The organism is Amycolatopsis sp. QT-25, from assembly GCF_029369745.1.
Taxonomy (GTDB): domain Bacteria; phylum Actinomycetota; class Actinomycetes; order Mycobacteriales; family Pseudonocardiaceae; genus Amycolatopsis.
In genome coordinates, this window is the sequence record NZ_CP120210.1 from 965,225 (window position 1) to 986,855 (window position 21,631).

22 protein-coding genes are annotated in these 21,631 nt (G+C 69.6%); 12 read left to right on the forward strand and 10 right to left on the reverse strand.

What is annotated here, in order from left to right; genetic code table 11:
* Positions 1-30: 30 nt before the first annotated feature.
* Both P3102_RS04815 and P3102_RS04820 read right to left on the reverse strand, forming a co-directional pair.
* Positions 31-2,295, reverse strand: a complete 2,265-nt coding sequence (locus P3102_RS04815) for a M4 family metallopeptidase (RefSeq protein WP_276366850.1) — start codon at positions 2,293-2,295, stop codon at positions 31-33.
* A 278-nt stretch (positions 2,296-2,573) separates the two neighbouring features.
* The gene (locus P3102_RS04820) at positions 2,574-3,887 is read right to left on the reverse strand and encodes a helix-turn-helix domain-containing protein (protein WP_276366852.1); all 1,314 of its coding nucleotides are present in this window, start codon (positions 3,885-3,887) and stop codon (positions 2,574-2,576) included.
* Positions 3,888-4,069: 182 nt separating this feature from the next.
* On the opposite strand from P3102_RS04820, the gene P3102_RS04825 reads away from it, so the two are divergent.
* From P3102_RS04825 to P3102_RS04835, 3 genes are all read left to right on the forward strand, one after another.
* Positions 4,070-5,932, forward strand: coding sequence for a glycoside hydrolase family 9 protein (locus tag P3102_RS04825; protein ID WP_276366854.1), 1,863 nt, complete (start codon positions 4,070-4,072; stop codon positions 5,930-5,932).
* A 112-nt stretch (positions 5,933-6,044) separates the two neighbouring features.
* The gene (locus tag P3102_RS04830; protein WP_276366855.1) at positions 6,045-6,830 is read left to right on the forward strand and encodes a TIGR00730 family Rossman fold protein; all 786 of its coding nucleotides are present in this window, start codon (positions 6,045-6,047) and stop codon (positions 6,828-6,830) included.
* Complete coding sequence (locus P3102_RS04835) at positions 6,830-7,408, forward strand: TIGR00730 family Rossman fold protein (RefSeq protein WP_276371629.1); 579 nt, start codon at positions 6,830-6,832, stop codon at positions 7,406-7,408. Before P3102_RS04830 ends, P3102_RS04835 begins: the two co-directional genes overlap by 1 nt.
* 230 nt (positions 7,409-7,638) lie before the next feature.
* Here P3102_RS04835 and P3102_RS04840 read toward each other — a convergent pair whose 3' ends face one another.
* Positions 7,639-8,313 (reverse strand): lysophospholipid acyltransferase family protein, encoded by a 675-nt coding sequence (locus tag P3102_RS04840; RefSeq protein ID WP_276366857.1) that lies wholly within the window; start codon positions 8,311-8,313, stop codon positions 7,639-7,641.
* Between the two features lie 52 nt (positions 8,314-8,365).
* On the opposite strand from P3102_RS04840, the gene P3102_RS04845 reads away from it, so the two are divergent.
* A complete protein-coding gene (locus P3102_RS04845) occupies positions 8,366-9,310 on the forward strand; it encodes a glucosyl-3-phosphoglycerate synthase (RefSeq protein ID WP_276366859.1) in 945 nt (314 codons plus the stop codon).
* Here P3102_RS04845 and cydC read toward each other — a convergent pair.
* Genes cydC through P3102_RS04865 form a run of 4 tightly spaced genes read right to left on the reverse strand, consistent with a single transcriptional unit; the run spans position 9,285 to position 14,604 of the window.
* Positions 9,285-10,865 carry a thiol reductant ABC exporter subunit CydC gene (cydC, locus tag P3102_RS04850; protein WP_276366860.1) on the reverse strand — a complete coding sequence of 527 codons (1,581 nt, stop codon included), beginning with the start codon at positions 10,863-10,865 and terminating at the stop codon, positions 9,285-9,287. The genes P3102_RS04845 and cydC overlap by 26 nt on opposite strands.
* Positions 10,862-12,421 carry a thiol reductant ABC exporter subunit CydD gene (gene cydD / locus P3102_RS04855; RefSeq protein ID WP_276366862.1) on the reverse strand — a complete coding sequence of 520 codons (1,560 nt, stop codon included), beginning with the start codon at positions 12,419-12,421 and terminating at the stop codon, positions 10,862-10,864. The genes cydC and cydD overlap by 4 nt, the downstream gene beginning before the upstream one ends.
* An 8-nt stretch (positions 12,422-12,429) precedes the next feature.
* Positions 12,430-13,422 carry a cytochrome d ubiquinol oxidase subunit II gene (locus P3102_RS04860; protein ID WP_276366864.1) on the reverse strand — a complete coding sequence of 331 codons (993 nt, stop codon included), beginning with the start codon at positions 13,420-13,422 and terminating at the stop codon, positions 12,430-12,432.
* A gap of 3 nt (positions 13,423-13,425) precedes the next feature.
* Positions 13,426-14,604 (reverse strand): cytochrome ubiquinol oxidase subunit I, encoded by a 1,179-nt coding sequence (locus P3102_RS04865; RefSeq protein ID WP_276366865.1) that lies wholly within the window; start codon positions 14,602-14,604, stop codon positions 13,426-13,428.
* Positions 14,605-14,744: 140 nt separating this feature from the next.
* On the opposite strand from P3102_RS04865, the gene P3102_RS04870 reads away from it, so the two are divergent.
* From P3102_RS04870 to P3102_RS04895, 6 genes are read left to right on the forward strand one after another with little or no spacing between them, the layout of a single operon-like run.
* The gene (locus tag P3102_RS04870) at positions 14,745-15,071 is read left to right on the forward strand and encodes a helix-turn-helix transcriptional regulator (RefSeq protein ID WP_276366867.1); all 327 of its coding nucleotides are present in this window, start codon (positions 14,745-14,747) and stop codon (positions 15,069-15,071) included.
* Positions 15,068-15,721 (forward strand): permease prefix domain 1-containing protein, encoded by a 654-nt coding sequence (locus P3102_RS04875; protein ID WP_276366868.1) that lies wholly within the window; start codon positions 15,068-15,070, stop codon positions 15,719-15,721. Before P3102_RS04870 ends, P3102_RS04875 begins: the two co-directional genes overlap by 4 nt.
* Positions 15,718-16,389, forward strand: coding sequence for a permease prefix domain 1-containing protein (locus P3102_RS04880; RefSeq protein ID WP_276366871.1), 672 nt, complete (start codon positions 15,718-15,720; stop codon positions 16,387-16,389). Before P3102_RS04875 ends, P3102_RS04880 begins: the two co-directional genes overlap by 4 nt.
* Positions 16,386-16,688: a DivIVA domain-containing protein gene (locus P3102_RS04885; protein WP_276366872.1), complete on the forward strand. Its 303-nt coding sequence runs from the start codon at positions 16,386-16,388 to the stop codon at positions 16,686-16,688. Before P3102_RS04880 ends, P3102_RS04885 begins: the two co-directional genes overlap by 4 nt.
* Positions 16,685-17,134 carry an SRPBCC family protein gene (locus tag P3102_RS04890; protein ID WP_276366874.1) on the forward strand — a complete coding sequence of 150 codons (450 nt, stop codon included), beginning with the start codon at positions 16,685-16,687 and terminating at the stop codon, positions 17,132-17,134. Before P3102_RS04885 ends, P3102_RS04890 begins: the two co-directional genes overlap by 4 nt.
* Positions 17,127-17,744 carry a DNA-3-methyladenine glycosylase I gene (locus tag P3102_RS04895; protein ID WP_276366876.1) on the forward strand — a complete coding sequence of 206 codons (618 nt, stop codon included), beginning with the start codon at positions 17,127-17,129 and terminating at the stop codon, positions 17,742-17,744. Before P3102_RS04890 ends, P3102_RS04895 begins: the two co-directional genes overlap by 8 nt.
* Here the strand turns inward: P3102_RS04895 and P3102_RS04900 are convergent.
* Positions 17,693-18,178, reverse strand: coding sequence for a hypothetical protein (locus P3102_RS04900; protein ID WP_276366878.1), 486 nt, complete (start codon positions 18,176-18,178; stop codon positions 17,693-17,695). The two genes, P3102_RS04895 and P3102_RS04900, sit on opposite strands and share 52 nt — an antisense overlap.
* Positions 18,179-18,287: 109 nt before the next feature.
* Complete coding sequence (locus P3102_RS04905; RefSeq protein ID WP_276366880.1) at positions 18,288-19,082, reverse strand: enoyl-CoA hydratase-related protein; 795 nt, start codon at positions 19,080-19,082, stop codon at positions 18,288-18,290.
* A gap of 195 nt (positions 19,083-19,277) precedes the next feature.
* On the opposite strand from P3102_RS04905, the gene P3102_RS04910 reads away from it, so the two are divergent.
* Both P3102_RS04910 and P3102_RS04915 read left to right on the forward strand, forming a co-directional pair.
* On the forward strand, positions 19,278-19,445 hold the full coding sequence (locus P3102_RS04910; protein ID WP_005155393.1) for a DUF3117 domain-containing protein: 168 nt from the start codon (positions 19,278-19,280) through the stop codon (positions 19,443-19,445).
* Between the two features lie 90 nt (positions 19,446-19,535).
* Positions 19,536-21,011, forward strand: a complete 1,476-nt coding sequence (locus tag P3102_RS04915) for a leucyl aminopeptidase family protein (RefSeq protein WP_276366883.1) — start codon at positions 19,536-19,538, stop codon at positions 21,009-21,011.
* Between the two features lie 7 nt (positions 21,012-21,018).
* Here P3102_RS04915 and P3102_RS04920 read toward each other — a convergent pair whose 3' ends face one another.
* The gene (locus tag P3102_RS04920; RefSeq protein WP_276366885.1) at positions 21,019-21,630 is read right to left on the reverse strand and encodes a phosphatase PAP2 family protein; all 612 of its coding nucleotides are present in this window, start codon (positions 21,628-21,630) and stop codon (positions 21,019-21,021) included.
* Position 21,631 lies beyond the last annotated feature (1 nt).

Sequence of the window (21,631 nt, forward strand, 5' to 3'; positions counted from 1 at the left end):
GAGGGAAGGAGCCCTTCACGCGGGAGGGAGCTAGACGGTGATCGACCAGCTGCTGAGCGTGCCGGTGTCTTGTGCGTAGGCGTCGTAGAGCACGAGGGTCCAAGTGCCGGAAGCGACCTCGTTGGTCACGGGGATCGAGTAGGTCTTGGTGCCGAGATCGGTGCAGGGGAGGGAGCCGGTGGCCTTGACCGAATATGTGCTGCCGTCGGGGGCTTTCAGGCTGATGCGGAGGTCTTCGGAGCAGGTGTGGGTGCCGGTGATCGTCACCTTGACCGGTGACACCGCGTTGCCGGTCGCGGTCGAGGTGATCGGGCTGTTGACCGTGGCGTAGTCGTTCAACGCGTAGTCGGTGTCGTTGCTGTAGGACCGCACGTCACCGCCGGTGCCGACGGTCAGCTTGTACTGCGCGGTGCGCGCGCCGCTGGCCCCGGTACCGGTCACCGTGATGGTGCTGGTGCCGTCCGGGGTGCTCGCCGACGTCGCGATGGTGAGCGTCGAGGAACCACCCGACTGCACCGAAGCCGGGTTGAACGTCGCGGTCGCCCCGGCGGGAAGGCCACTGGCGCTGAGCGCCACCGACTGCGCCGTACCGTTGGTGGTCGCGGTGTTCACCGTGACGGAGGCCGACTCGCCCGGTTTCACGGAGCCCGACGCCGGGGTGACGCCGACCGAGAAGTCGTTGCCCTGCGGGGTGCACGACGTCGGTTCGCCGGTCGCCGCGGTCACGCTGATCGCGTTCCACGCCGCCTTGGTGGTGTCGAATTCGGTGCAGGAACCGGGATACAGCGCGAGCGCCGCTTCCAGGGTGGCCTTGCGGGCCGCCTTGTGGTTCCAGCTGGAGGTCTTCTTCAGCAGGCCGTTGTAGAAGATCTTGCCAGCCTTCTGGATGCCGATCCCGGTGATCGAGGAGTTGTTACAGGTCGGGCTGGCGGGCTTGCCCACCGGCGCGGTGCCCTCGGCCAGCAGGTAGAACCAGTGGTTCTGCGGGCCGGCGGCGGCGTGCACCTCGGTGTTCGGAATGGACGACGAGTAGCAGTCGGGGTTGCCGGAGACCCTGCTCGGCTGGTTCATGTAGCGGATCGGGCCGCGGCCGACCAGGTTCACGCCCTCGCCGACGTCGTAGTCCGGGACGTCCTTGGCGTTGTTGGCGTAGTGCTCGGTGAGGGCGCCGAAGATGTCACCGGTGGACTCGTTGAGGCCGCCGTTCTCGTTGCCGCTGCCCGCGCCGCCCGGGGTGGTCTGGAAGATGGCGTGGCCGTACTCGTGCGCGACGACGTCTATCGGGGTGGCCTGGCGCTGGCTGTCCTGCGAGCGGCCGTAAGTGGTCGAGGAACCGTTCCAGTAGGCGTTGGCCTGGTTGAGGCCGACGTAGGCGGGGAAGCCGCTGCCGTTGCCGTTGATGCCGTTGCGGCCGAGCCATTCGCCCAGCATCTTCCACTCGGTCTGGACGCCGAAGAGCGCGTCGACACAGGCGGTTTCCAGATCGGTGCCCGAGCCGTTGCCCCAGTTGTCGTCCGGTCCGCTGAAGGGCGAGCCGTTCTGGCGGGCACAGCTGATGTTGGTGCGCTGCGGGTCACGCATCGTGTACGTGCCGCCGGAGTTCGTCGTGTCGATGGTGACGTTGCCGACGTAGTAGCTGTTCCCGGCGCCCAGCGTGCCGACCTCGTTCGACGTGGTCTGAGCGGCGGCCGGGATGTTGGACATCTTGACGTCGTCACGGGTTTCGAGGACCGCGCCGGTGGCGCCGTCCACGAAGACGTGCAGGTTGCTCGGGGACGTCGCCTTGGTCCCGGCGACGACGACCTCGTAGGCGAGCTTGGGGGAGTTGCCCGCCAGGACGACGAGTTTCGGCGCGTTCACACTGTCTACTTTGGACAATTGCCCGCGCGCGACCTCGGTCGCCTTCGCCGCGGTGATCTTGGCTTTGGTGTCGACCGAGATCGCCGCCGTCTCGGCGGCGCTGGTGCCGCGGACGCGTCCGGCGCCGTCGGCGACCACCACCGCGTCCCCGCCGACCACCGGCAGGCCACGGTAGGTTCGTTCGTAAGCGGCGTAGAAGAGTCCGCCACCGCCCGGGGTCAGCCCGACGCGACGGAAGCCCTCCTGTGCCCCCTTCCGCAAGTGGTCCACACCGGCCGCGGCGGCCTGGTCGGCCGCGCTCGCGGCCACCGCGTCGGGGCTCGCGGGTTGGAGGGTGGCGGTGGTCGCGTTCGCCGGGGTCGCCGGGAACGTCATGCTCAGGGCAAGGCCGGCGACGGCCGCCAACCCTGTTCTGAGCCCTCGCTGAACGGTCATGGGAACCTTCCATGGGCAGGACCGTGTACCCGTCAGGCCATCGGCGCGGCGGGGAAGGGGACCGGAGCGGGTGCACGGCGGGGGACGGGGAGCGTGCCCATTCGGATAACTGGAGTTATCCCGATGGACACGTCCGAGTAAAGGAGGCCGGTCACGAGGGCGTCAATGGACCGGATGGCCTAGCGAAGCGAACGAAGATCGACATGCGGGGAATGAAATGCCTGTGTAGTAAGAGTTTTTCCCGCCAGGTTCGATATATGGCGACTTTCGTATGGTTTTCAGTACGTGGGCCCGGAATCGGACATAGCGGCCGCGCGCACACCACGCCGATAGGCCTTCGCCGCTTCTTCGATCAATCCGCGAGCGTGCAACGTGTCGCCCAAATGCAGTGAGGTGGCGACGAGCGCGCCGCGCAGTCCCGACCTTTCCTGTGCGCCGGCGGCTTCTTCGAGCAACGCGGTCGCCTTCGGCAGCTCACCGCGGGCGCGCGCGACGAGACCCAGTAATCGGAGAACCTCGGTCCTGGCTTCGATGTCGGGGGATCGATCCAGAAGCGGCCGGATCCCCTCGGCGAGTTCGGTGGCCTCGTCGAGTTCACCTTGGCGGCGGCGGACGTCGGCCAGTTCGATGGTCGCGCCGAGTACGCCTTCCTGTGAGCCCGCTTTGGCCAACAGCTCTCGGGCAAGGTGCAGTTCGGCGTGTGCCTCGTCGAGTTTGCCCAGCCGTCGCCACAGGAAGCCGCGTGCCCAGCGGCTGCGGGCGGCGTCACGGTCGTAACCGAGCGAAGTGAACAGTCGCAGAGCCCGCGAAAGGTCCTTCTCCGCGCGGTCGACCAGGCCGATCTCCTGCCACAGTTGCGCTGCCTGCCGGTGGTAGCGCGCGGAGATGTCCTTGCGCCGGGCGGAAGCGAGAGCGCGATGCCCTTCTTCGGCGGCCCGCCGGGCGCGGCGGAGCGCGCCCATTTCGATGAGGGGGTGGATCAGCGCGGTCACCAGTGCCAGTTCGGCGTCGGGATCGACGGGTTGTTCGGCACGGAGTCCGGCGAGCGCGGTTTCGACGAGCGCGACCGACGCGCCGAGATCGCCCGACAGCGCGCGGCAGGCGGCGACCCGGTTGACGATCATCGCGCGCAGCCGAGGCGAGGCGGTGCCGGCGAGTTCCATCGCGTGAGCGAAACGCTTGGCCGCCAAGGGAATGTCGTAGCGCTGCCACTGGACCTCGCCGAGATAGAGCCGCGCGTGGCACTGGACGTCCGGCAGCCGGTACTCCGCCGCTCGCCGTTCCACACGGGTGAATTCGCGTTCGGCGGTTTCGAGACCGCCTTTCTGCAACTCGCGATACGCGGCTTCGAGCGCGTCGGTGAGTTCCTCGGCGGCGCCCGGCGGCCTGCCGAAACGGAGCTCGTCGGCGGTGAGGCCGAGCCGTCGCGCGAGATGGGCCAGTACGTCGTCCGAAGGCAAGCGCTCGCCCGACTCGACCTTGGCGAGGAAGCCGCGGTCGTAGCGGGGCTCGGCGAGCTCACGCTGAGTCAGCCCGCGTGCCCGGCGCAACCGCCGGATCCGCGCGCCGAGTGGTTCTGCCCTGGACGGCACCGATCCACGGTAGACGATTTCCCGGCGGGTATCCGGGCGAGCCGGACACCTACCCGCCGGCAACGCCGGCACCCGGTGATTTCCTGCCGGCGAAACGGACATATTGACTGGTGGCGCTCCGCGAGCTAGCGTCTTGTGCAATAAAAAGGAAACTTTCTTAACTAACTGTGAGCGGGGCGCCGATGATGGTGAGTTCCTGGTCCCGGGCGGTGGCCGCGGTTTCGGCACTGGTCCTCGGGGGGTTGACGGTTCCGGCGATTTCGGCCACGGCGGCGGTGCCGGGTGAGGTCCGCGTCGACCAGGTCGGCTACGGCATCACCGAGACCAAGCACGCCTATCTCCTCTCCAGCGCGCCGGGTTCGTTCTCGGTGATCGACGAACGCGGCCGGACCGTCCATCGTGGACGGACCGGTGCCTCGCTCGGCGCGTGGAACGCGAAGTACCCGGCGGTGTACCAGCTCGACCTGTCGAGGGTCTGGCTGCCGGGCAAGTACCGGATCGAGGTCGGCGGCGAGACCAAGGCGACCTCACCGACGTTCCGGGTGGACACCAAGGACCGGCTCTTCAGCCCGCTGGTCCGCGCCACCAACGAGTTCTTCCAGGCGCAGCGCGACGGCGACGACATCCTTCCGGGAAGGCTCGACCGCAAACCCTCGCATCTGGCGGACAAGCAGGCCACGGTCTACGAATGGCCCGCGTTCGGTGGCGAATTCGGCGACGAGATCACCGAACCGCTGAAGCCCGCGGGCGGGCCGATCGACGTCGAGGGCGGCTGGGTCGACGCGGGTGACTTCGTCAAGTTCACGTCCAACACGGCGTACTCACTGGCGGAGATGGGCTACGTGCTCCGCGAGGGCTACGACCCGGCGCTGGCCAGGGAGGTCAAGCTCGGCCTCGACTGGCTCGACAAGATGTGGGACCAGCACGGCAAGACGCTCTACGCCCAGGTCGGCATCGGCACGGGCAGCGACAAGTTCGGCTTCCTCGGCGACCACGACGTCTGGCGGAACCCGCACGACGACGACCCGCTCGACGTGAAACCCGGTGACCCCAAGTACTTCGTGAAGCATCGGCCCGTCTTCCCGGCGAACCCGGGCGGTTCCGCGTTGAGCCCGAACCTCGCCGGCCGGGTGGCCGCCGCGTTCGCGCTCGGCGCGCAGGTCGAGTCGAGGCGGAACCCGGCACTGGCGCGCAAGTACTTCGCCGAGGCCGCGTCGGTCTTCGCGCAGGCCAAGACCGAGAACGTCGGCGAACTGGTCACCGCGTTCCCGCACGCGTACTACCCGGAATCGTCCTGGCGGGACGACATGGAACTCGGCGCGACGCAGCTGGCCTTGGCGGCCAAGGCCCTGCGGGATCCGCGGTCCGCCGAATGGACCCGGCAGGCGGCGCACTGGGCGAAGGCCTACCTCGACCTCGAAGAGAAGAGCACGCTCAACCTGTACGACACCAGCGCGCTGGCGCACGCCGAACTGGTGAAGCTCCTGCGGCACGGTGTCCCGGGGGCGGCGCTCGGCCCGAAGGAACTGATCGGCGACCTTCGCCGTCAGCTCGACGAAGGTGTCGCGAGCGCGGCGCGGAGTCCTTTCCGGACCGCCGTGTCGGTCAAGGAGTTCGACGCCGCCAGCAAGAGCTTCGGTTTCGCCGCGACCGAACGGCTGTACGCCGACCTGACCGGTGACCGCCGGTACGCGGCGTTCGGTTCGCAGCAGCGGAACTTCACCCTCGGCGCGAACGCCTGGGGGATCTCGCTGGTCGTCGGCGTCGGCACCACCTACCCGCGGTGCCCGCACCACCAGGCGGCGAACCTCGCGGGCGAGGAGAAACTGCTCTACGGCGCCGTCGTGAACGGCCCCAACGGAGCGGAGAACTTCGAGCACATGGAGCTCCCGCCCGGGTCGAAGGACTGCAAGAAGCCTTACGAAGCCTTCGACACCCCCGAGGCCCGCTACGCCGACGACCTGTCCTCCTGGCCGAGCAACGAGCCCGCCATCGACTTCACCTCGACGGCCATGCTCGCGTTCGCGCTGACCGGCCGTTCCTGAGGTGTACTCGCGGGGCCCGCTCGACGGCGGGCCCCGCGTTCGCGTGTCCGACAACTCCTGTTCGCGGCGATGCCGCCGCTCCGGACGGTGACGACGTCGTAGGCTTGGCGGGGTGAGTGAGACAAGCGAGTTCCCCGACGGCCAGTACCCGGAACGTCCGATCGAGCGCCACAAGGGCCCGGTCGTGCTGCGGCGGGATCGCCGTGACCAGGGCAGCACCACCGACCAGCGCCTGCTGGACTCGCGGGGGCCGAGCGACTGGGTGCACACCGACCCGTGGCGCGTGCTGCGGATCCAGGCGGAGTTCGTCGAGGGCTTCGGCGCGCTGGCCGAGGTGCCGCGCGCGGTGACGGTGTTCGGCTCGGCGCGGACCAAACGGGACCACCCGGAGTACGAACTCGGCCGCAAGATCGGCGGCGCGCTCGCCGAAGCGGGTTTCGCGGTGATGACCGGCGGTGGCCCCGGCGCGATGGAAGCGGTGAACCGCGGCGCCAACGAGGCGGGCGGGTTCTCGGTCGGCCTCGGCATCGAGCTGCCGTTCGAGCAGGGCCTGAACCCGTGGGTCGACCTCGGCGTCAACTTCCGGTACTTCTTCGCCCGCAAGACCATGTTCATCAAGTACTCGCAGGCGTTCATCTGCCTGCCCGGCGGCTTCGGCACCCTCGACGAGCTGTTCGAGGCGCTCACCCTGGTGCAGACGAAGAAGGTCACGAAGTTCCCGGTCGTGCTGTTCGGCAGCGACTACTGGGGCGGCCTGTACGACTGGATCGCCAAGACGCTGCTCGCCGAGGGCAAAATCGGTGAGAAGGACCTCGACCTGCTGCACGTCACCGACGACATCGACGACGCCGTGCGCGTCGTCCAGGAGTCGTACCAGGCATGGGAGGACACCCACTGATGGCGGCGCCGCGCCGGGTGTGCGTCTTCTGCGGCTCTTCGATGGGCTTCGATCCGCGCTATGCCGACGAGGCGCGTGCGCTGGGCACGTTGCTGGCCTCTCGGAGGATCGGGCTGGTCTACGGCGGCGCGTCGGTGGGGACCATGGGCGTCGTCGCGGACGCGGCACTGGCCGCGGGCGGCGAGGTGATCGGCGTGATCCCGGAGGCGCTGGGCAGCGTCGAGATCGCACACGCCGGCCTGACCGAACTGCACGTCGTCGCCGACATGCACCAGAGGAAGGCGAAGATGGCCGCGCTGTCCGACGGCTTCCTCGCGCTGCCCGGCGGGGCCGGGACACTGGAGGAGCTGTTCGAGGTGTGGACGTGGGCGCAACTGGGGCTGCACGAGAAGCCGATCGGGCTGGTCGACGTCGGCGGGTACTACGCGCCGCTGCTGAAGTTCGCCGACCACATGGTGTCGGAGGGCTTCCTGGCGGCGGGGTACCGGGACATGCTCTCGATCGACTCGGACGCTTCGGTGCTTCTGGACGGCTTCGCGGACTACGTGCCTCCGCCGCGGCCTAAGTGGGCTAAGTAGGTCTTGGGCAGCGCGTGACTTGTGGGTACTGAAGGTGACCGGTGCTCTATCCAGACCAATCGCGGCCCGGGTGCGTCAAAAGTCCCTTTGGTCCCACTCGCGCGTGCTATGAAAGGTCCCTTCCTGGCAAAATTGGCAAGGAAGGGACCTTTCATAGCATCGGCGAGGCACGGCACGCCAGCACCGGAGGAGCAAGGGACCTTTGCTACCACTTCGGCCCGCCGCGACCGTCAGGCAGCGCTCTGACCAGGCCGTTTGTGATACGAGTCGACGTACTCCTGCCCCGAAAGCTCCAGGATCGCGTACATGATCTCGTCGGTCACCGAGCGCCGGATCGCCGGCGAAGAGTCCTGCCCCTCGTAGCGCGAAAAGTCCAGAGGTGAGCCGTAGGTGACGGTGATCTTCGCCCGACGCGGGACGCGCTTTCCGGCGGGTTGGAGGTGTTCGGTGCCGGAAAGGGCGACGGGCACGACCTTCGCGCCGGTCGCCAGCGCCAGGGCGGCGACACCGGTGTGGCCGCGGTGCAGCCGTCCGTCGAGCGACCGGGTGCCCTCGGGGTAGATCGCGAACGCGCCGCCCGCGTCGAGCACCTTCCGCGCCGCTTCCAGCGCGGCGAGGCCGGCCTGCGCGTTGCCGCGTTCGACCGGGACGTAGCCGAGGCCGCCGAGGAAACCGGCCATCAGTTTGCCCTTGAGCCCGCGGCCGGTGAAGTACTCCGCCTTGCCGAGGAACTTGACCTGCCGCATCGCCGTGAACGTGATCACGCCGGTGTCCAGGGCCGCCCGGTGGTTGGGTGCCAGCAGCACCGGACCGGTGGCGGGGATGTTCTCCACGCCGCGGATCTCGGGGCGGTACCACGCCCTGACCAGCGGGCCCAGTACGAATCGGACGAGTAGCGGCAGCAAGGTTCCTCCATCGACTCCGGTGTCCGACTCCAGCATGGCACGATCACTACTCATGAGTTGGTTCGAGCGGCGTACGTGGCAGAACCCCGGCTGGACGGTCGAAGACATCGTCGCCGCGAAGGGTGACCGGACGGTTTCGGTCGTGCTACCGGCGCTCGACGAAGAGGACACCGTCGCCGAAGTCGTCGGCACGGTCCGGCCGTTGCTGGGCACTGTCGTCGACGAGCTCGTGGTCATGGACTCCGGCTCCACCGACGCCACCGCCGAGCTCGCCGCCCGCGCCGGCGCGCGGGTGGTGCACCGCGAGGACGTGCTCCCCGAGCTGCCGCCGGTGCCGGGCAAGGGCGAGGTGCTGTGGCGGTCGCTGGCCGCGACGACCGGTGACGTCGTCGTGTTCCTCGACTCCGACCTCGTGGACCCGGATCCAGCGTTCGTGCCCACGTTGCTCGGGCCGCTGCTCCGCGAGGACGGCGTCCACCTGGTCAAGGGCTTCTACCGGCGGCCGCTGCGGCTGGAGAGCAGCGGCGGCGGCCGGGTCACCGAACTGCTGGCGCGACCGGTCCTCTCGGCGCTGCGCCCGTCGCTCTCGGGGCTCATCCAGCCTTTGGGCGGCGAGTACGCCGCGACGCGCGAGTTCCTCGAGTCGGTGCCCTTCGCGGCCGGGTACGGCGTCGAGATCGGGCTCATCCTCGACGCCGAAGCGCGCTACGGCCTCGAAGGGCTCGCGCAGGTCAACCTCGGCGTACGCAAGCATCGCAACCGTTCGCTGCTCCAGCTCGGTGTGATGGCACGCCAGATCCTCGGGACGGCGCTCGCGCGCTGCGGTGTCAAGTCCGACGACCCGGCCCAGCTCACCCAGTTCACGCAAGTAGGTGACGAATGGCTGCCGGAGGTCGCCGAGGTGTCGGTGAGTGACCGGCCGCCGATGCGGGACGTGGGCGGACTATCCGGACCCCGCCCCGCCACCGTCCTCAAGGGACATCCTGCGCCTGACTGATGACCTTCATATGCAGCACCTCGTCGAATCCGGCCACCTGCGACTCACGATGGGTCACCAGGACGACGGTGCCGCGTGCGGCCGCGAGCACGTCCGCCAGGACGGTGTCGCCGTGCTCCGGATCCAGCCCCTCGACAGGTTCGTCCAGCACGAGCACCGGCGGCGCGGCCAGTACCGCCCGCGCGAGCACGAGCCGCTGACGTTGCCCACCGGACAGCGCGTCGCCGTCGGAGCCGACTTCGCGGTCCAGCGGCAGGTCGAAACCGGCCGTCGCGCAGGCCGAGAGCAGCTCCGAGTCGGGGGCACCGGGCTTCGCGAGCAGCAGGTTCTCCCGCACCGTCGTGTGGAAGACGTGCGCGTCCGCGAGCGCGCCGGAGATCACCGCGGGCAGCAGCGCCGGGTCATACTCCGCCAGCGGCTTTCCGTTCAGCACCGCACGGCCGGACGTCGGTGCCACGAAACCCAGCAGCACGTTCAGCAGCGTCGTCTTCCCGGCCCCGCTCGGTCCCACGATCCCGACCCGTTTGCCCGGCGGCAGGTCGAGGTCGACGCCGTTGAGCACCGGGGGCCTGCCCGCGAACCGAACGCCGACCCCTTCGAGCCGCAGATGCCCCGGCTCGGGCACCGCGCTCCCGCGCGCGGGCGGCGATTCGGTCAGCAGGGCGCGCACCCGCCCGGCCGCCGCGCGGACCTCGACCCAGCGCTGGGCGGCCGCGGTCAGCGGGAGGACCAGCTCGAACACGGCCAGTGCGCCCAAGGCCAGTGCCGCCGTCAGCGGTGGCGAAACCCCGGCGGTCAGCGCGATCGTGAGGCAGGCCGGCAGTTGGACGAGGAGGCCGGCCGCGGTCAGCAGGCTCGTGCGGCCGGCCGTCGCCCGATCCCTCGCAGCGAGATCGCCGACAGCGGTGTGTGCGGCGTCCACAGTGGACGCGTGCACGCCGTAGGCGATCAGTTCCCGTCGCCCGGTGATCAGCTCGACCGACCGTTCGGCGAGGTCGGCGCGGGCCGGAGCGCTCATCTCCGCCGCCGCGCGGGTGATCCGCACGCACAGCCACGGCAACCCGATCCCCGCCACGGCGAGCCCGGCCGCCAGGACGAGCCCGGCCGCCGGGCTGAGGGCCAGCGCGACCGCGGTCGACACCGAGCCCACGAACGCGGCGATCCCGGCGGGCAGCAGGCAGCGCAGGAGCGCGTCCTGCACGGCGTCCACATCGGACACCAGCCGCGTGACGAGGTCACCGCCGGAATGCCGGGAGACCCGATGCGGCAGCAACGACGTGTACACGCGGGTCCGCAGGGCGCCGAGACAACGCAGGACGACTTCGTGCCCGGCGAGCCGTTCCGCGTACCGCAATCCGCCACGCGCCAGTGCCAGCGTCCGGACGGCCACGATCGCCACCGTGAGCGACGCCAGCGGCGGCTGTTCGGCCGCCTTCAGCAGCAGCCACGCGGCGGTCGCCATCAGTGCCAGTCCGGCCAGTTCCGCCCCGGCTCCGATCAATCCGGCCCGGACCAGCCGGACGGCGTCCTTGGTGGAGACACCCCAGACGTTCACGCCAGTTCCCGCTCTCTTACGGCGCCATCGTGGACTTCGAGCACTCGGGTGGCCAGTGCGGTCATCGCGGGCCGATGGGCCACCAGCACCGCGGTCCGGCCGGTGAGCAGTTCCTTGGTGGCGGCGAGTACGGCCGCCTCGGTTTCCGTGTCGAGCCTGGCGGTCGGTTCGTCGAGCAGCGCGAGCCCCGCCTCCGTGCGGGCCAACGCCCTGGCGAGGCCGAGCCGTTGCCGCTGCCCGGCCGAAAGCGGTGCGCCGAGCTCGCCGATCCGGGTCCGATAACCGTGGGGCAGGCCCCGCGCGACCGCGTCGAACGCCGCCGCGCGAGCCGCGGCCTGGACGTCCGGCACCCGGCCCATGGCGATGTTCTCCTCCACGGTCCCGGTGAACAACGTCGGCCGCTGTGGCACCCAAGCCGTCCTGGCCCGCCACCGGGCCGGGTCCAGTTCGCGCAGGTCGACGCCGTCGACGAGGACCCTGCCGGACGACGGCGTGACGAAACCCAGCAAGACCGCCAGCAGCGTGCTCTTCCCGGAACCACTGGGGCCGACGAGCGCGACGTGCTCACCCGGCTCGATCGCCATGTCCACTTCGGACAGCACGGTCTCGTCGCCGTACGCGACGCTCACCTTCTCCAGCACGATTCGCGGCGCACCACGAAGAGCCACTTGCGAACCACCGGTGACGAGTTCGGCGGGGACGGCGAGAGCTTCCCGCAACGTGGCGAGCCCTTCCGCGCCGGCGTGGAACTTCGCCCCGGCCGCGCGCAACGGCAGGTAGGCCTCCGGGGCGAGCAGCAGCACCAGCACGGCGGTGTGCACGACCATGCCGCCTTCCAGCAGCCGGAAACCGACCGGCACCGCGACCAGCGCCACCGAAAGCGTCGCCACCAGTTCCAGTACGAGCGCGGACAGGAACGCGACGCGCAGCGTGCGCATCGTCGCGTCCGTATGCGCGTCCGCCATCGCCCGCACCGTCTTCGCCTGCGCTTCGGCACGGCCGAACACCTTGAGCGTGCCGAGTCCGCGCACCACGTCGAGGAAGTGCCCGCCCAGCCGGGAAAGCAGTGACCACTGCTTGGCGGTCTTCGCCTTCGTGTGCTGCCCGACCAGGATCGCGAACACCGGGATCAGCGGCAAGGTCGCGAGGATGATCAGCGCCGACGGCAGATCCGCGGCGAACAGCCGGACGAGCACCGCGACCGGTACGATCGCCGACAACACCAGCGTCGGCAGATAGCCGGTCAGGTAGGCGTCGCCCGCGTCGATGCCCTTGGTCACCAGGGTCGCGACCTCGCCGGGGTTCTCCGCCTCCGCCCCGAGGAGCCGTTTGCGCAGCGCGGCCTTGACCGTGGCCGCGAACCGGCCGCCCAAGGAGCCCTGGACGCCCGCGAGCAGCGCCCGTGCCGCGATGGCGGCCACGAGCGGCCAGGTCACACCGCCGCCGGTGAGCAGCGTCGCGAGGCCGTCCGCCTGGCCGAGGATCGCCGCGGCGGTCAGTGTGCCGAGGACGGCCAGTACGCCGAAATGACGGCGCAATCCGGGAAGGGGAGGCATTTCGGCTCCTAGAAGTGCAGCAGCGAACGCCGGTCGACGCGGTCGTCGTTCCGGCACCAGGTCATCCCTTGCACGACGGCGATCACCACGAGCGCGGGCGGCAGCACGAAGGTGAGCAGGGTGAGCATTTCGGTGCTGCCGGCCGCTTCCGTCAGGCTCAGTGAGAATCCTTTGTCCACAGAGGACACAAGGACGTCCGGCAGGCGCAGGGTTCCGACGGCGAGCACCGGCGACGCGGACAGGGTCATCGTGGCGACCAGTGCCGTCTTGTGCCGCCCCGCACGCAAAGCCGCGCACGCGATGCCCAGGGCCCCGAAGGCCAGCACGATCGCGGGCAGCACGGTCCACGACGCGGTGACCTCGAAGGCACCCCAACCGACCGCCACGACCAGGAACGCGAGCGACGGCGCGAGCAGCGCCTTGGCGATCCGGTTCGTGCGGGCGGTGAACTCGGCGGGTGCCCGCACGGCGAGGAAAGCCGCGCCCTGCAAGGCGAACAACGCGACGAACCCGGCGCCCCAGAGCAGCGCGTACGGGCTGAACACCGCGAGGACGCCGCCGGTCGGTTTCCCGGCGGCGTCGAGCGGGAGCCCGAGGACGAGATTGCCGAGGAACACACCCCACGACACCGCCGTCACCCACGCGCCGACGGTGATCGCCAGCGTCCAGGCACCGCGGCCGGCGTCCGGCCGCCTGCTGCGCAACTGCACCGCCGCGGTGAACGTGACCAGCCCGAGCAGCAGGGTGACGACCGGGAGATACGCCCCGGAGAACACTTTTCCCTCCAGTTTCGGGAAAGCGCCGAACAGAACGCCGACGGCGGCCACCAGCCAGACCTCGTTGGCCAGGAAGAACGGGCCGAAGGCGCCGAGCACGCGCCGCCGCCCGGCCTCGTCACGGGCGATCCTGCCGAGCAGCATCCCGACGCCGTAGTCGTAGCCCGCCAGCGCGAAATAGCCCGCGGTCAGGAAACCGAGCACACACCACCAGAGGATCACCATCGGTCAGACTCCGCTCAGGACGGGAAGTCCGGCGCGAGGCGCGGGCGCCTCTTCGACGGGTTCCGGGCCGCGTTTCGCGACCCGCGACATCAGTACCCAGTCGGCGATCGCCAGCACCAGGAACACCAGCGTGAAAGCGACGAAGGAGAACAGGATCTGCCCCGCGGGGATCCCCGCGACGGCGTCGGCGGTGGTCAACTGCCCGCGGATCAGCCACGGCTGGCGGCCGATCTCGCGCACCAGCCAGCCGAAGATCGCCGCGGCGAACGGCAGCGGAATGGCCGACACCATCAAATACAGCAGCGGCCGCATCTTGGTGATCCAGTTCCGGAACAGCAGCAGCGTGCCGAGGATGGAGGCCAGGAAGGCGATGAACCCGAGCTGGATCATGAAGCCCAGCGGGGCACCGACCAGCGCTCCCGGCGACTCGAGCTTGCCGGGATGGTACTCACCGAGCGGGCCGAACTGGGCGAAGCCGAAACCGATCACCAGCGTGCTGCCCGCCAGCGAGGTGAGCACACCGATCCGCATCGAGCGCCGGAAGAACTCGATCTCCGTGGTGCGCTTGAGGAAGTGGTACGCGCTGACGCCGACCACGAAGAAGCCGCCGGTCATGAGTGCCGCGCTCAGCACATGTGGCAGTGACATCGTCAGCGCCGGGTTGGTGAACAGCGCGCCGAAGTCGTCGAGTTTCAGCACGCCGTTCTCGGCGTGCGTGCCGACCGGGTTCTGCAGGAACGAGTTGGCCACCATGATGAACAGCGCCGAGGCGTACGCGGTCAGCGTGACCAGCCAGATCAGTGTCAGGTGGACCCACTTGTCCAGCCGCCCCCAGCCGAAGATCCACAGCCCCAGGAAGGTCGATTCGGCGAAGAACGCCACCAGTGTCTCGATGGCCAGCGGTGCGCCGAAGATGTCGCCCGCGACCGCGGACAGGCCGGTCCAGGTGAGCCCGAACTGGAATTCCATCACGATTCCGGTGACGATTCCCAGCGCGTAATTGATCACGTAGAGCCTGCCCCAGAAACGCGTCATCCGCGTGAGTTCCGGCTTGCCGCCGAACGCGGAGCGTGTCTGCATCACCGCGACGAGTGTCACGAGCCCCAGGGTGAGCAGCACGAACAGAAAGTGGAACGAGGTCGTCGTCGCGAACTGGAGTCTCGCGATCGGGAGTGCGTCCATGTCGAAGCACTGTATACATAGGCTGCCTACATGTAGCCACTAAATGCACGAAATCGGGGTCATCTCCGGGAAATTCCCTGAGGCCGCTCCTGGAAAGTCCCGGCTACCCTGGTGGGCGGCGATGTGTAGACTGGCTATCCATGAAGGCCGACAGCCTGCGCGGGCACCTCGACGCGTTGCTCCTCGCCGTCCTCGACGGCCGGAAGCTGCACGGGTACGCCATCATCGAGGCGCTCCAGCTCCGCAGTGACGGTGCGCTCGACTTGCCGACGGGCACCGTCTACCCGGCGCTTCGCCGGTTGGAGCGCGCCGGATACCTCGCCAGCGAATGGGACGTCGTGTCCGGCCGCAAACGTCGTACGTACAAGCTCACCCGCTCCGGGCAGAAGGCCTTGGCGGCGGAGCGGGTGGAGTGGCAGGAGTTCACCACCGTGATAGGTGGTGTCCTCGGGGGGAGCACGGCATGAGCGCGATCGACGGCTACCTCGGCGACCTGGACAGCCGAATGATCGGGCCGGCGAGGGCCAAGGCCGATCTGCTCGCCGAGGCGAGGGACGGCCTGGTCGACGCGGCCGACGCCTACCGCGCGGGCGGTCTCGGCGAGGCGGAAGCCGAACGCCGTGCCGTCGCCGACTTCGGCCCGGCCGAACTGATCGCGCGCGACTACCAAGCGGAACTGGGGCTGCGACGCGACATTCGTGTGCTGTGGGAGCTGATCGCCGGTGTCCCGCTGCTGATCCTCGCCTGGGATCTGGCGCGTGCCTTCGCCGACTGGTCGAGGCTCGGCGCTCCGCCGTCCTGGTATCACCGCGCGATCGGCGTGGCGGACACGCTGGCGGTCCTGTCCCCGGCCGTCGCGGTCGCCGGGTTGCTCACGGCACGGCTGCTCTCGCGGCGGACGGCCGGTCCGCCGGTCGCCCGCGCGGTCTCGTGGTCGCTGGCCGCGGCCGTGGGATCGAACCTCGTGGCGGTCGCGACGTACGGCGGCGCGACCGGGCTGCTGGAACCCGCCCGCCTGCTCGTCAGTTCGCCGTGCGCGGCCTTGTCCGGAATCTGGATCCTGTTCAGCATGCGGCTCACGGTCGCCGCGCGGAGTTTCGGGAGAACCACGGCATGACGGTGATCGAGGCCTACCTCGGTGAGCTGCGCACCCGGCTGGACGGTCCGGCGTCGGCGAAGCGGGATCTGCTGCGCGAAGCACGGGACGGGCTCACCGACGCGGCGGACGCGTACCGCGACGGCGGCTGGAGCGACCACGAGGCGCAACGGCGCGCCGTCGCCGATTTCGGGCCGGTGCACCTCATCGCCCGGGACTATCAGGCCGAACTGGGGATGCACAGCGGCACCAGGACCCTCTGGAACCTGGTCCTCGGTGTGCCGCTGATGCAGCTGGCCTGGGAATTCGCCCGGAAATGGACCTTCGGCGACTGGTCACAGCTCGCGCCGGCGCCGGCTTGGTACAAGTACATCGCCCAGTTCACCCACGGCTCGGTGTTCATCGTGCCGGTGCTGGGGGTGTTCGCCCTCCTCTGCATGCGCCGGCTCTCCCGGCGGATGGACGGTGCCCGGCTGGTCAAGACCGTCGGCGTGCTGATCGGTGAGGCCGTCGGGCTGAACCTGCTTTCGGTGGCGCTGCTGGTGATCGCCACCGGGTTCCTCGACGCGTCGAGGCTGTTCCTGTCCGTGCCGTGCGGGATCCTGATGGTGTTCTGGGTGGTGATCAGCACTCGACTCGCGTTGCTGGCGCGACGATCGTGGCGTTCGTGTGCCACGATCGTGGCGTGACGACCGCCCTGATCTATCTCGTAGTCATGCTGCTGGTGGCCGCCGTGGTGTTTCTGCTGGCCGCCGTGGTGTTCGGCCGGGGTGAGGAGCTGGCCCCCCTGCCGCCCGGCAGTTCGCCGACCAGGCTGCCCGCCGAGGACATCACCGCCGAAGACGTCCACGCCGTCCGCTTCCAGATGGTGCTGCGCGGGTACAAGATGTCCGAAGTGGACTGGGTGATGCGGCGGCTCGGCGTCGAGATCGACGAGCTGCGGGCCAAGGTGGCCGAACTGGAGGCCGAGCGCGAGGGTGTCAGGTGACGGATGTCGTCGTCTCCGTCGACGTCGCGGTACCGGCCGGGACGGCGTGGCTCGCGCTGACCGATTGGGAACGCCAGGGCGAATGGATGCTCGGCACCGAGGTCAAGGTCGTCGAGGGCAACGGGCGCAGTGTGGGGTCGAAGCTGTCGGCCTTCACCGGCGTGGCCGGGATCGGGTTCACCGACACCATGGAGATCACCGGCTGGGAGCCGCCGTTGCGCTGCGTCGTGCGCCACCTCGGCAAGATCGTGCAGGGCACCGGCGTCTTCCAGGTGATCGAGAAGGGGCCGCATTCGTCGACGTTCGTCTGGGCGGAGCAGCTGCGGCCGCCGTTCGGCGTCGTCGGACGGCTCGGCTGGCCGGTCGCGAAACCGGGTTTCGAACTGGGACTGCGGCTGTGCCTGCAGAGATTCGTGAAGTACGCGGAGGGGTACCGGGTTGACTGAGGCGGGTCTGCTGGGCGCGGACGGGATCAAGCGGTGCTCGTGGGGCAACTCGGCCCCGGACTACGTCGAGTACCACGACACCGAATGGGGTGTCCCGCTCCACGGCGACGAGGAACTCTACGAGCGCCTGTGCCTGGAGTCGTTCCAGTCGGGGCTTTCCTGGATCACGATCCTGCGCAAGCGGGAGTCGTTCCGGAAGGCGTTCAAGAAGTTCGAGCCGAAGAAGGTCGCCGCCTTCACCGACGACGACGTTTCCCGTCTCATGGAAGACGCGTCGATCGTGCGGAACCGGGCGAAGATCCTGGCGGCGATCAACAACGCCCGGGCGATCGAGGAACTCGACGGTTCGCTGGACGACCTGCTGTGGTCGTTCGCGCCCGCTTCGCAGACCCGGCCTCGGCGGATGGCGGACGTCCCGGCGATCACCGACGAGTCGAAGGCGATGGCGAAAGAACTCAAGAAGCGCGGCTTCGTGTTTCTGGGGCCGACGACCTGTTACGCGCTGATGCAGGCGACCGGGATGGTCGACGACCATGTGCAGGGCTGCTTCCGAGCCGCTCAGCCCGCGCGGGCGTGCAGGTCTTCGGCCAATCTTCCCAGGGTGCGGTAGCTGCTGTTGAGCTCGATCTTGTGGAAGTCGCGCAGTTCGATCACGCACTGCGTAGCGTACAGGACGGGAATCATGCCCGCCCAGAGGGAGTAGGTCCGGTACTTGACCGAGCGGACTTCGGGCCAGGTGATCGCGAACAGGACCTTGCGCCCGTGGACGTCGGCGAACCCGCCGTCGAAGACGTAGAGACCGCCGTCAAGGCGCCTTCGGGTGGAGACACACCACCAGAGGAAGAGCGGCGGCCACACGAACAGCACGACGGCGAGTGCTCCGGTCAGGTCGCCTTCCCGGAGTCCGAGCGCGAGAGCACCCGCCAGCGGCGCGAAGGCGAAGAAGGTCCCGATGGCGCCCGGCCTGCGACGGTAGCGGCGGAGGCAGTTACCGAGGTCATGCTCCGCGGCTGTCGCCTGGAGGTGGGGCGGGGTCGGGATCACTCCCGGACGCTAGTCGCGGCGGTCCGGTACCGGTCCCGGGCGCGCCATGAAGGACGCTTTCATTGCAGATTTTGCTATGAAAGCGTCCTTCATCGCACGTCGCGAGGGCTTACTTGCCCTGGAATTCCGGCTTGCGCTTGCCCACGAACGCCTCCACCGCTTCGGTGTGGTCGGCCGTCGCGCCGAGCGCGGTCTGGGCCTCGTCCTCGGCCGCCAGCGCGGTTTCGAGCGAGGACTCCGCGGCGACGGACAGCACGTTCTTGATCTTCGCGTACGCGACCGTCGGGCCGGCCGCGAGCTTCGCGGCGACCTTCTGCGCGCGGGCGGCCAGTTCCTCGTCCGGGACGACTTCGCCGACCAGGCCCAGCGTCAGCGCCTCGGCGGCGTCGACGGTGCGTGCCAGCAGCATCAACTCGGCCGCGCGGCCGAGGCCGATCAGCCGCTGCAGTGTCCAGGACGCGCCCGAGTCCGGGCCGAGGCCGACGTTCGCGAACGCCATCAGGAAGTTCGCCGACGTCGCGGCGATCCGGAGGTCGCTCGCGTAGGCGAAGGCCGCGCCCGCGCCGGCCGCCGGGCCGTTCACCGCGGCGATGACCGGCTTCGGCATCCCGATGATGGTCTTGACGATCGGGTTGTAGTGCTCCTTGACCGTGTGTAGCGGCGCCGGATCACCCGCCTGCAGCAGTCCGACGTGCTCCTTCAGATCCTGCCCGGCGCAGAACGCCTTGCCCGAACCGGTCAGCACGACCGCGCGGACACGGTCGTCGGCCGCGGCCTCGGTCAGGCCCGCCAGCAGCCGTTCCTTGAGTTCGACGGTCAGCGAGTTGTACGCCTGCGGCCGATTCAGCGTGAAGGTGCGCACGCCATCGGCGTCGGCGGTCAGCAGAACGTCGGATGTGGTCACGGGATCTCCTAGTCGGCGAAACTGGGGTCTGAGAGGAGTCTTTCAGCCTCACGAGGCGCATACCAGCACCGATACGGCGGCAAAAGATCGGTCCGCGTTCGCGCTCGGCCGCTGATGAGGGACAATGGACAGTAGACCCGGCTGGCTTTGACGAGCGCGACCCGGGCGCGCCGGTTGAGACGGAGGGAGCACGCTATGGCGGCCATGAAGCCCCGGACCGGAGATGGTCCCCTCGAAGTGACTAAGGAGGGGCGGGGCCTCGTGATGCGCGTACCACTCGAAGGTGGTGGGCGCCTCGTCGTCGAACTCTCCGCGGAAGAAGCGAAGGATCTCGGCGCGGCCCTGCAGGAGGTCACCGGCTGAGCCGGACCGCACCAACGGTCAACCACCCGCACCCCGGTCTCCCTTCGGAGGCCGGGGTCGCGGTTCATCTGCGCCCGGAGGTCGCTCACTGTGCGTAACCCGCTACCCCCCGTTCCGGGGAAGCTGCTCGAACTCGAGGTCTCGGACGATCTCCGGCGCGGTACGCCGCTGGCCACGTTGATCGCCGCGCCGTCCGAAGAGGACGGTGACGCCGGACTCGCGGAGATCGGCGGCGTGCGGCCCACCGGCAAGGCCGGTGACGTGCAGACCCTGCCGACCGGCGGCGTCCGCTGGCTGGCCGGCGTCGGTGATGGTGAGCCGCGTCGGTACCGCAAGGCCGGTGCCGCGCTGGTCCGCGCCGTCACGTCGGCGCTGGAGGACGATGTCGAGGCGGGCCGGAAGGCGTTCCGTGCCTTCGCCGTCGAACTACCCGAGGACGCGGGCGCCGAGCACGTCGAGGAGCTCGCGTTCGGGCTGCTGCTCGGCGGCTACCGGTTCACCGTGACGGCCGACGAGCCGAAGCCGAGCCTGCGGACCGTGCGCTTGATCACCCGGCATGAGCGCGCCGTGCCCGCGTACGCGAAGGCGCTGGAGCGGGTGAGCGAACTCGCGGCCGCGGCCGCGTTCGCGCGCGACCTGGCGAACACGCCCTCGAACATCAAGACCCCCGCCTGGCTCGCCGACACGGCGGCACGCGTTTCCGGCGGCGTCCCGAACCTGACCGTGACGACCAGGGACGAGAAGTGGCTGGCGGAGCAGGGCTTCGGCGGCGTTCTCGCCGTCGGTGGCGGCTCGGCCGCGCCGCCGCGGCTGATCGAGCTGGAGTACCGGCCGCGCGGGGCGACGACGCATCTGCTGCTGGTCGGCAAGGGCATCACCTTCGACACCGGCGGTCTTTCGATCAAACCGGCCGACGGCATGCATCTCATGCGCACCGACATGGCGGGCGGCGCGGCGATCATCGCCGCGGTCCGCGCGATCGCCGCGTTGCGCCTGCCGGTCAAGGTGACCGGGCTGGTGCCCGCCGCCGAGAACCACGTTTCCGGTTGGTCGTACCGGCCCGGCGACATCGTCCGGCACTACGGCGGCAAGACGACCGAGGTGGGCAACACCGACGCCGAGGGCCGCATGGTCCTGGCCGACGCGCTCGTCTACGGCATCAAGAAGCACAAGCCGGACGCGGTGATCGACGCGGCGACGCTGACCGGCGCCATGAAGGTGTCGCTCGGCGTCCGCACCGGCGGCGTCTTCGCCACCGACGACGCGCTCGCGGAGCGGGTCACGAAGGCGGGCGAACGGGTCGGCGAGGCGTGGTGGCGGATGCCGCTGCTGGAGGACCTCGCCGAGACCGTGCAGGGTTCCCTCGGTGACGTCCGGCAGGCGCCGGGTGGCCCCGGCAGCATCGTCGCGGCGCTGTTCCTGCGCGAGTTCGTCGGCGACGTGCCGTGGGCGCACCTCGACATCGCCGGACCCGCACGAGCCGACAAGACCTACGCCGACGTCGTCCCCGGGGCCACCGGGTTCGCGGCGCGGACGCTGGTCGAGCTGGTCGCTTCCTATACCTGACCCGCGGTCACCTGCGGGGCGGGAGCAAGGGACCTTTGCTGTCGCCCCGCGGGTGCACCCTGGGCATGGGCTGGGTCGGCGCGTCTCCGGCATGAGCGGTGAGCCGGCGCGCGATCCCGGTCGCCGGGCCCTTCAGGTACCGGAACACGAGCCACGCGGTGACGCTGCCGAGGACGAGGCCGGCGAGCACGTCGTGCGGGTAGTGCGCGCCGACGAAGACCCGTGAGAAGCCCATCAGCAGCGCGCCCGGCAGTACCCAGGGCGCGAGTCGGCGCCAGGCGAGGGCCAGTCCGACGGCGGCCGCCGCGCCGATCGTGGAGTGGTTGCTCGGGAAGGACCAGTCACCGGACGGCGGGCACTCGACGAGCGTGACGAGCCGCCGGCACGGCCGGTCTTCCTGGAGCACGCTCTTCACCGCTTCGCTGAGCACATACGCGAGCGCGGTCGCGGCGGGTGGGAGCACTGCCACGGCCATCCGGACGGGCGAAGTGCGCGCCCGCCACGACATCCAGGCGAAGAGCGCCGCGAAGGCGAGCAGTCCTGCTTCGGTGAACAGGATTCCTGCCACCTGAAGCCAGTTCGGGCTCTCATCCGCCAGCTCCACGATGTCGTCGTACATT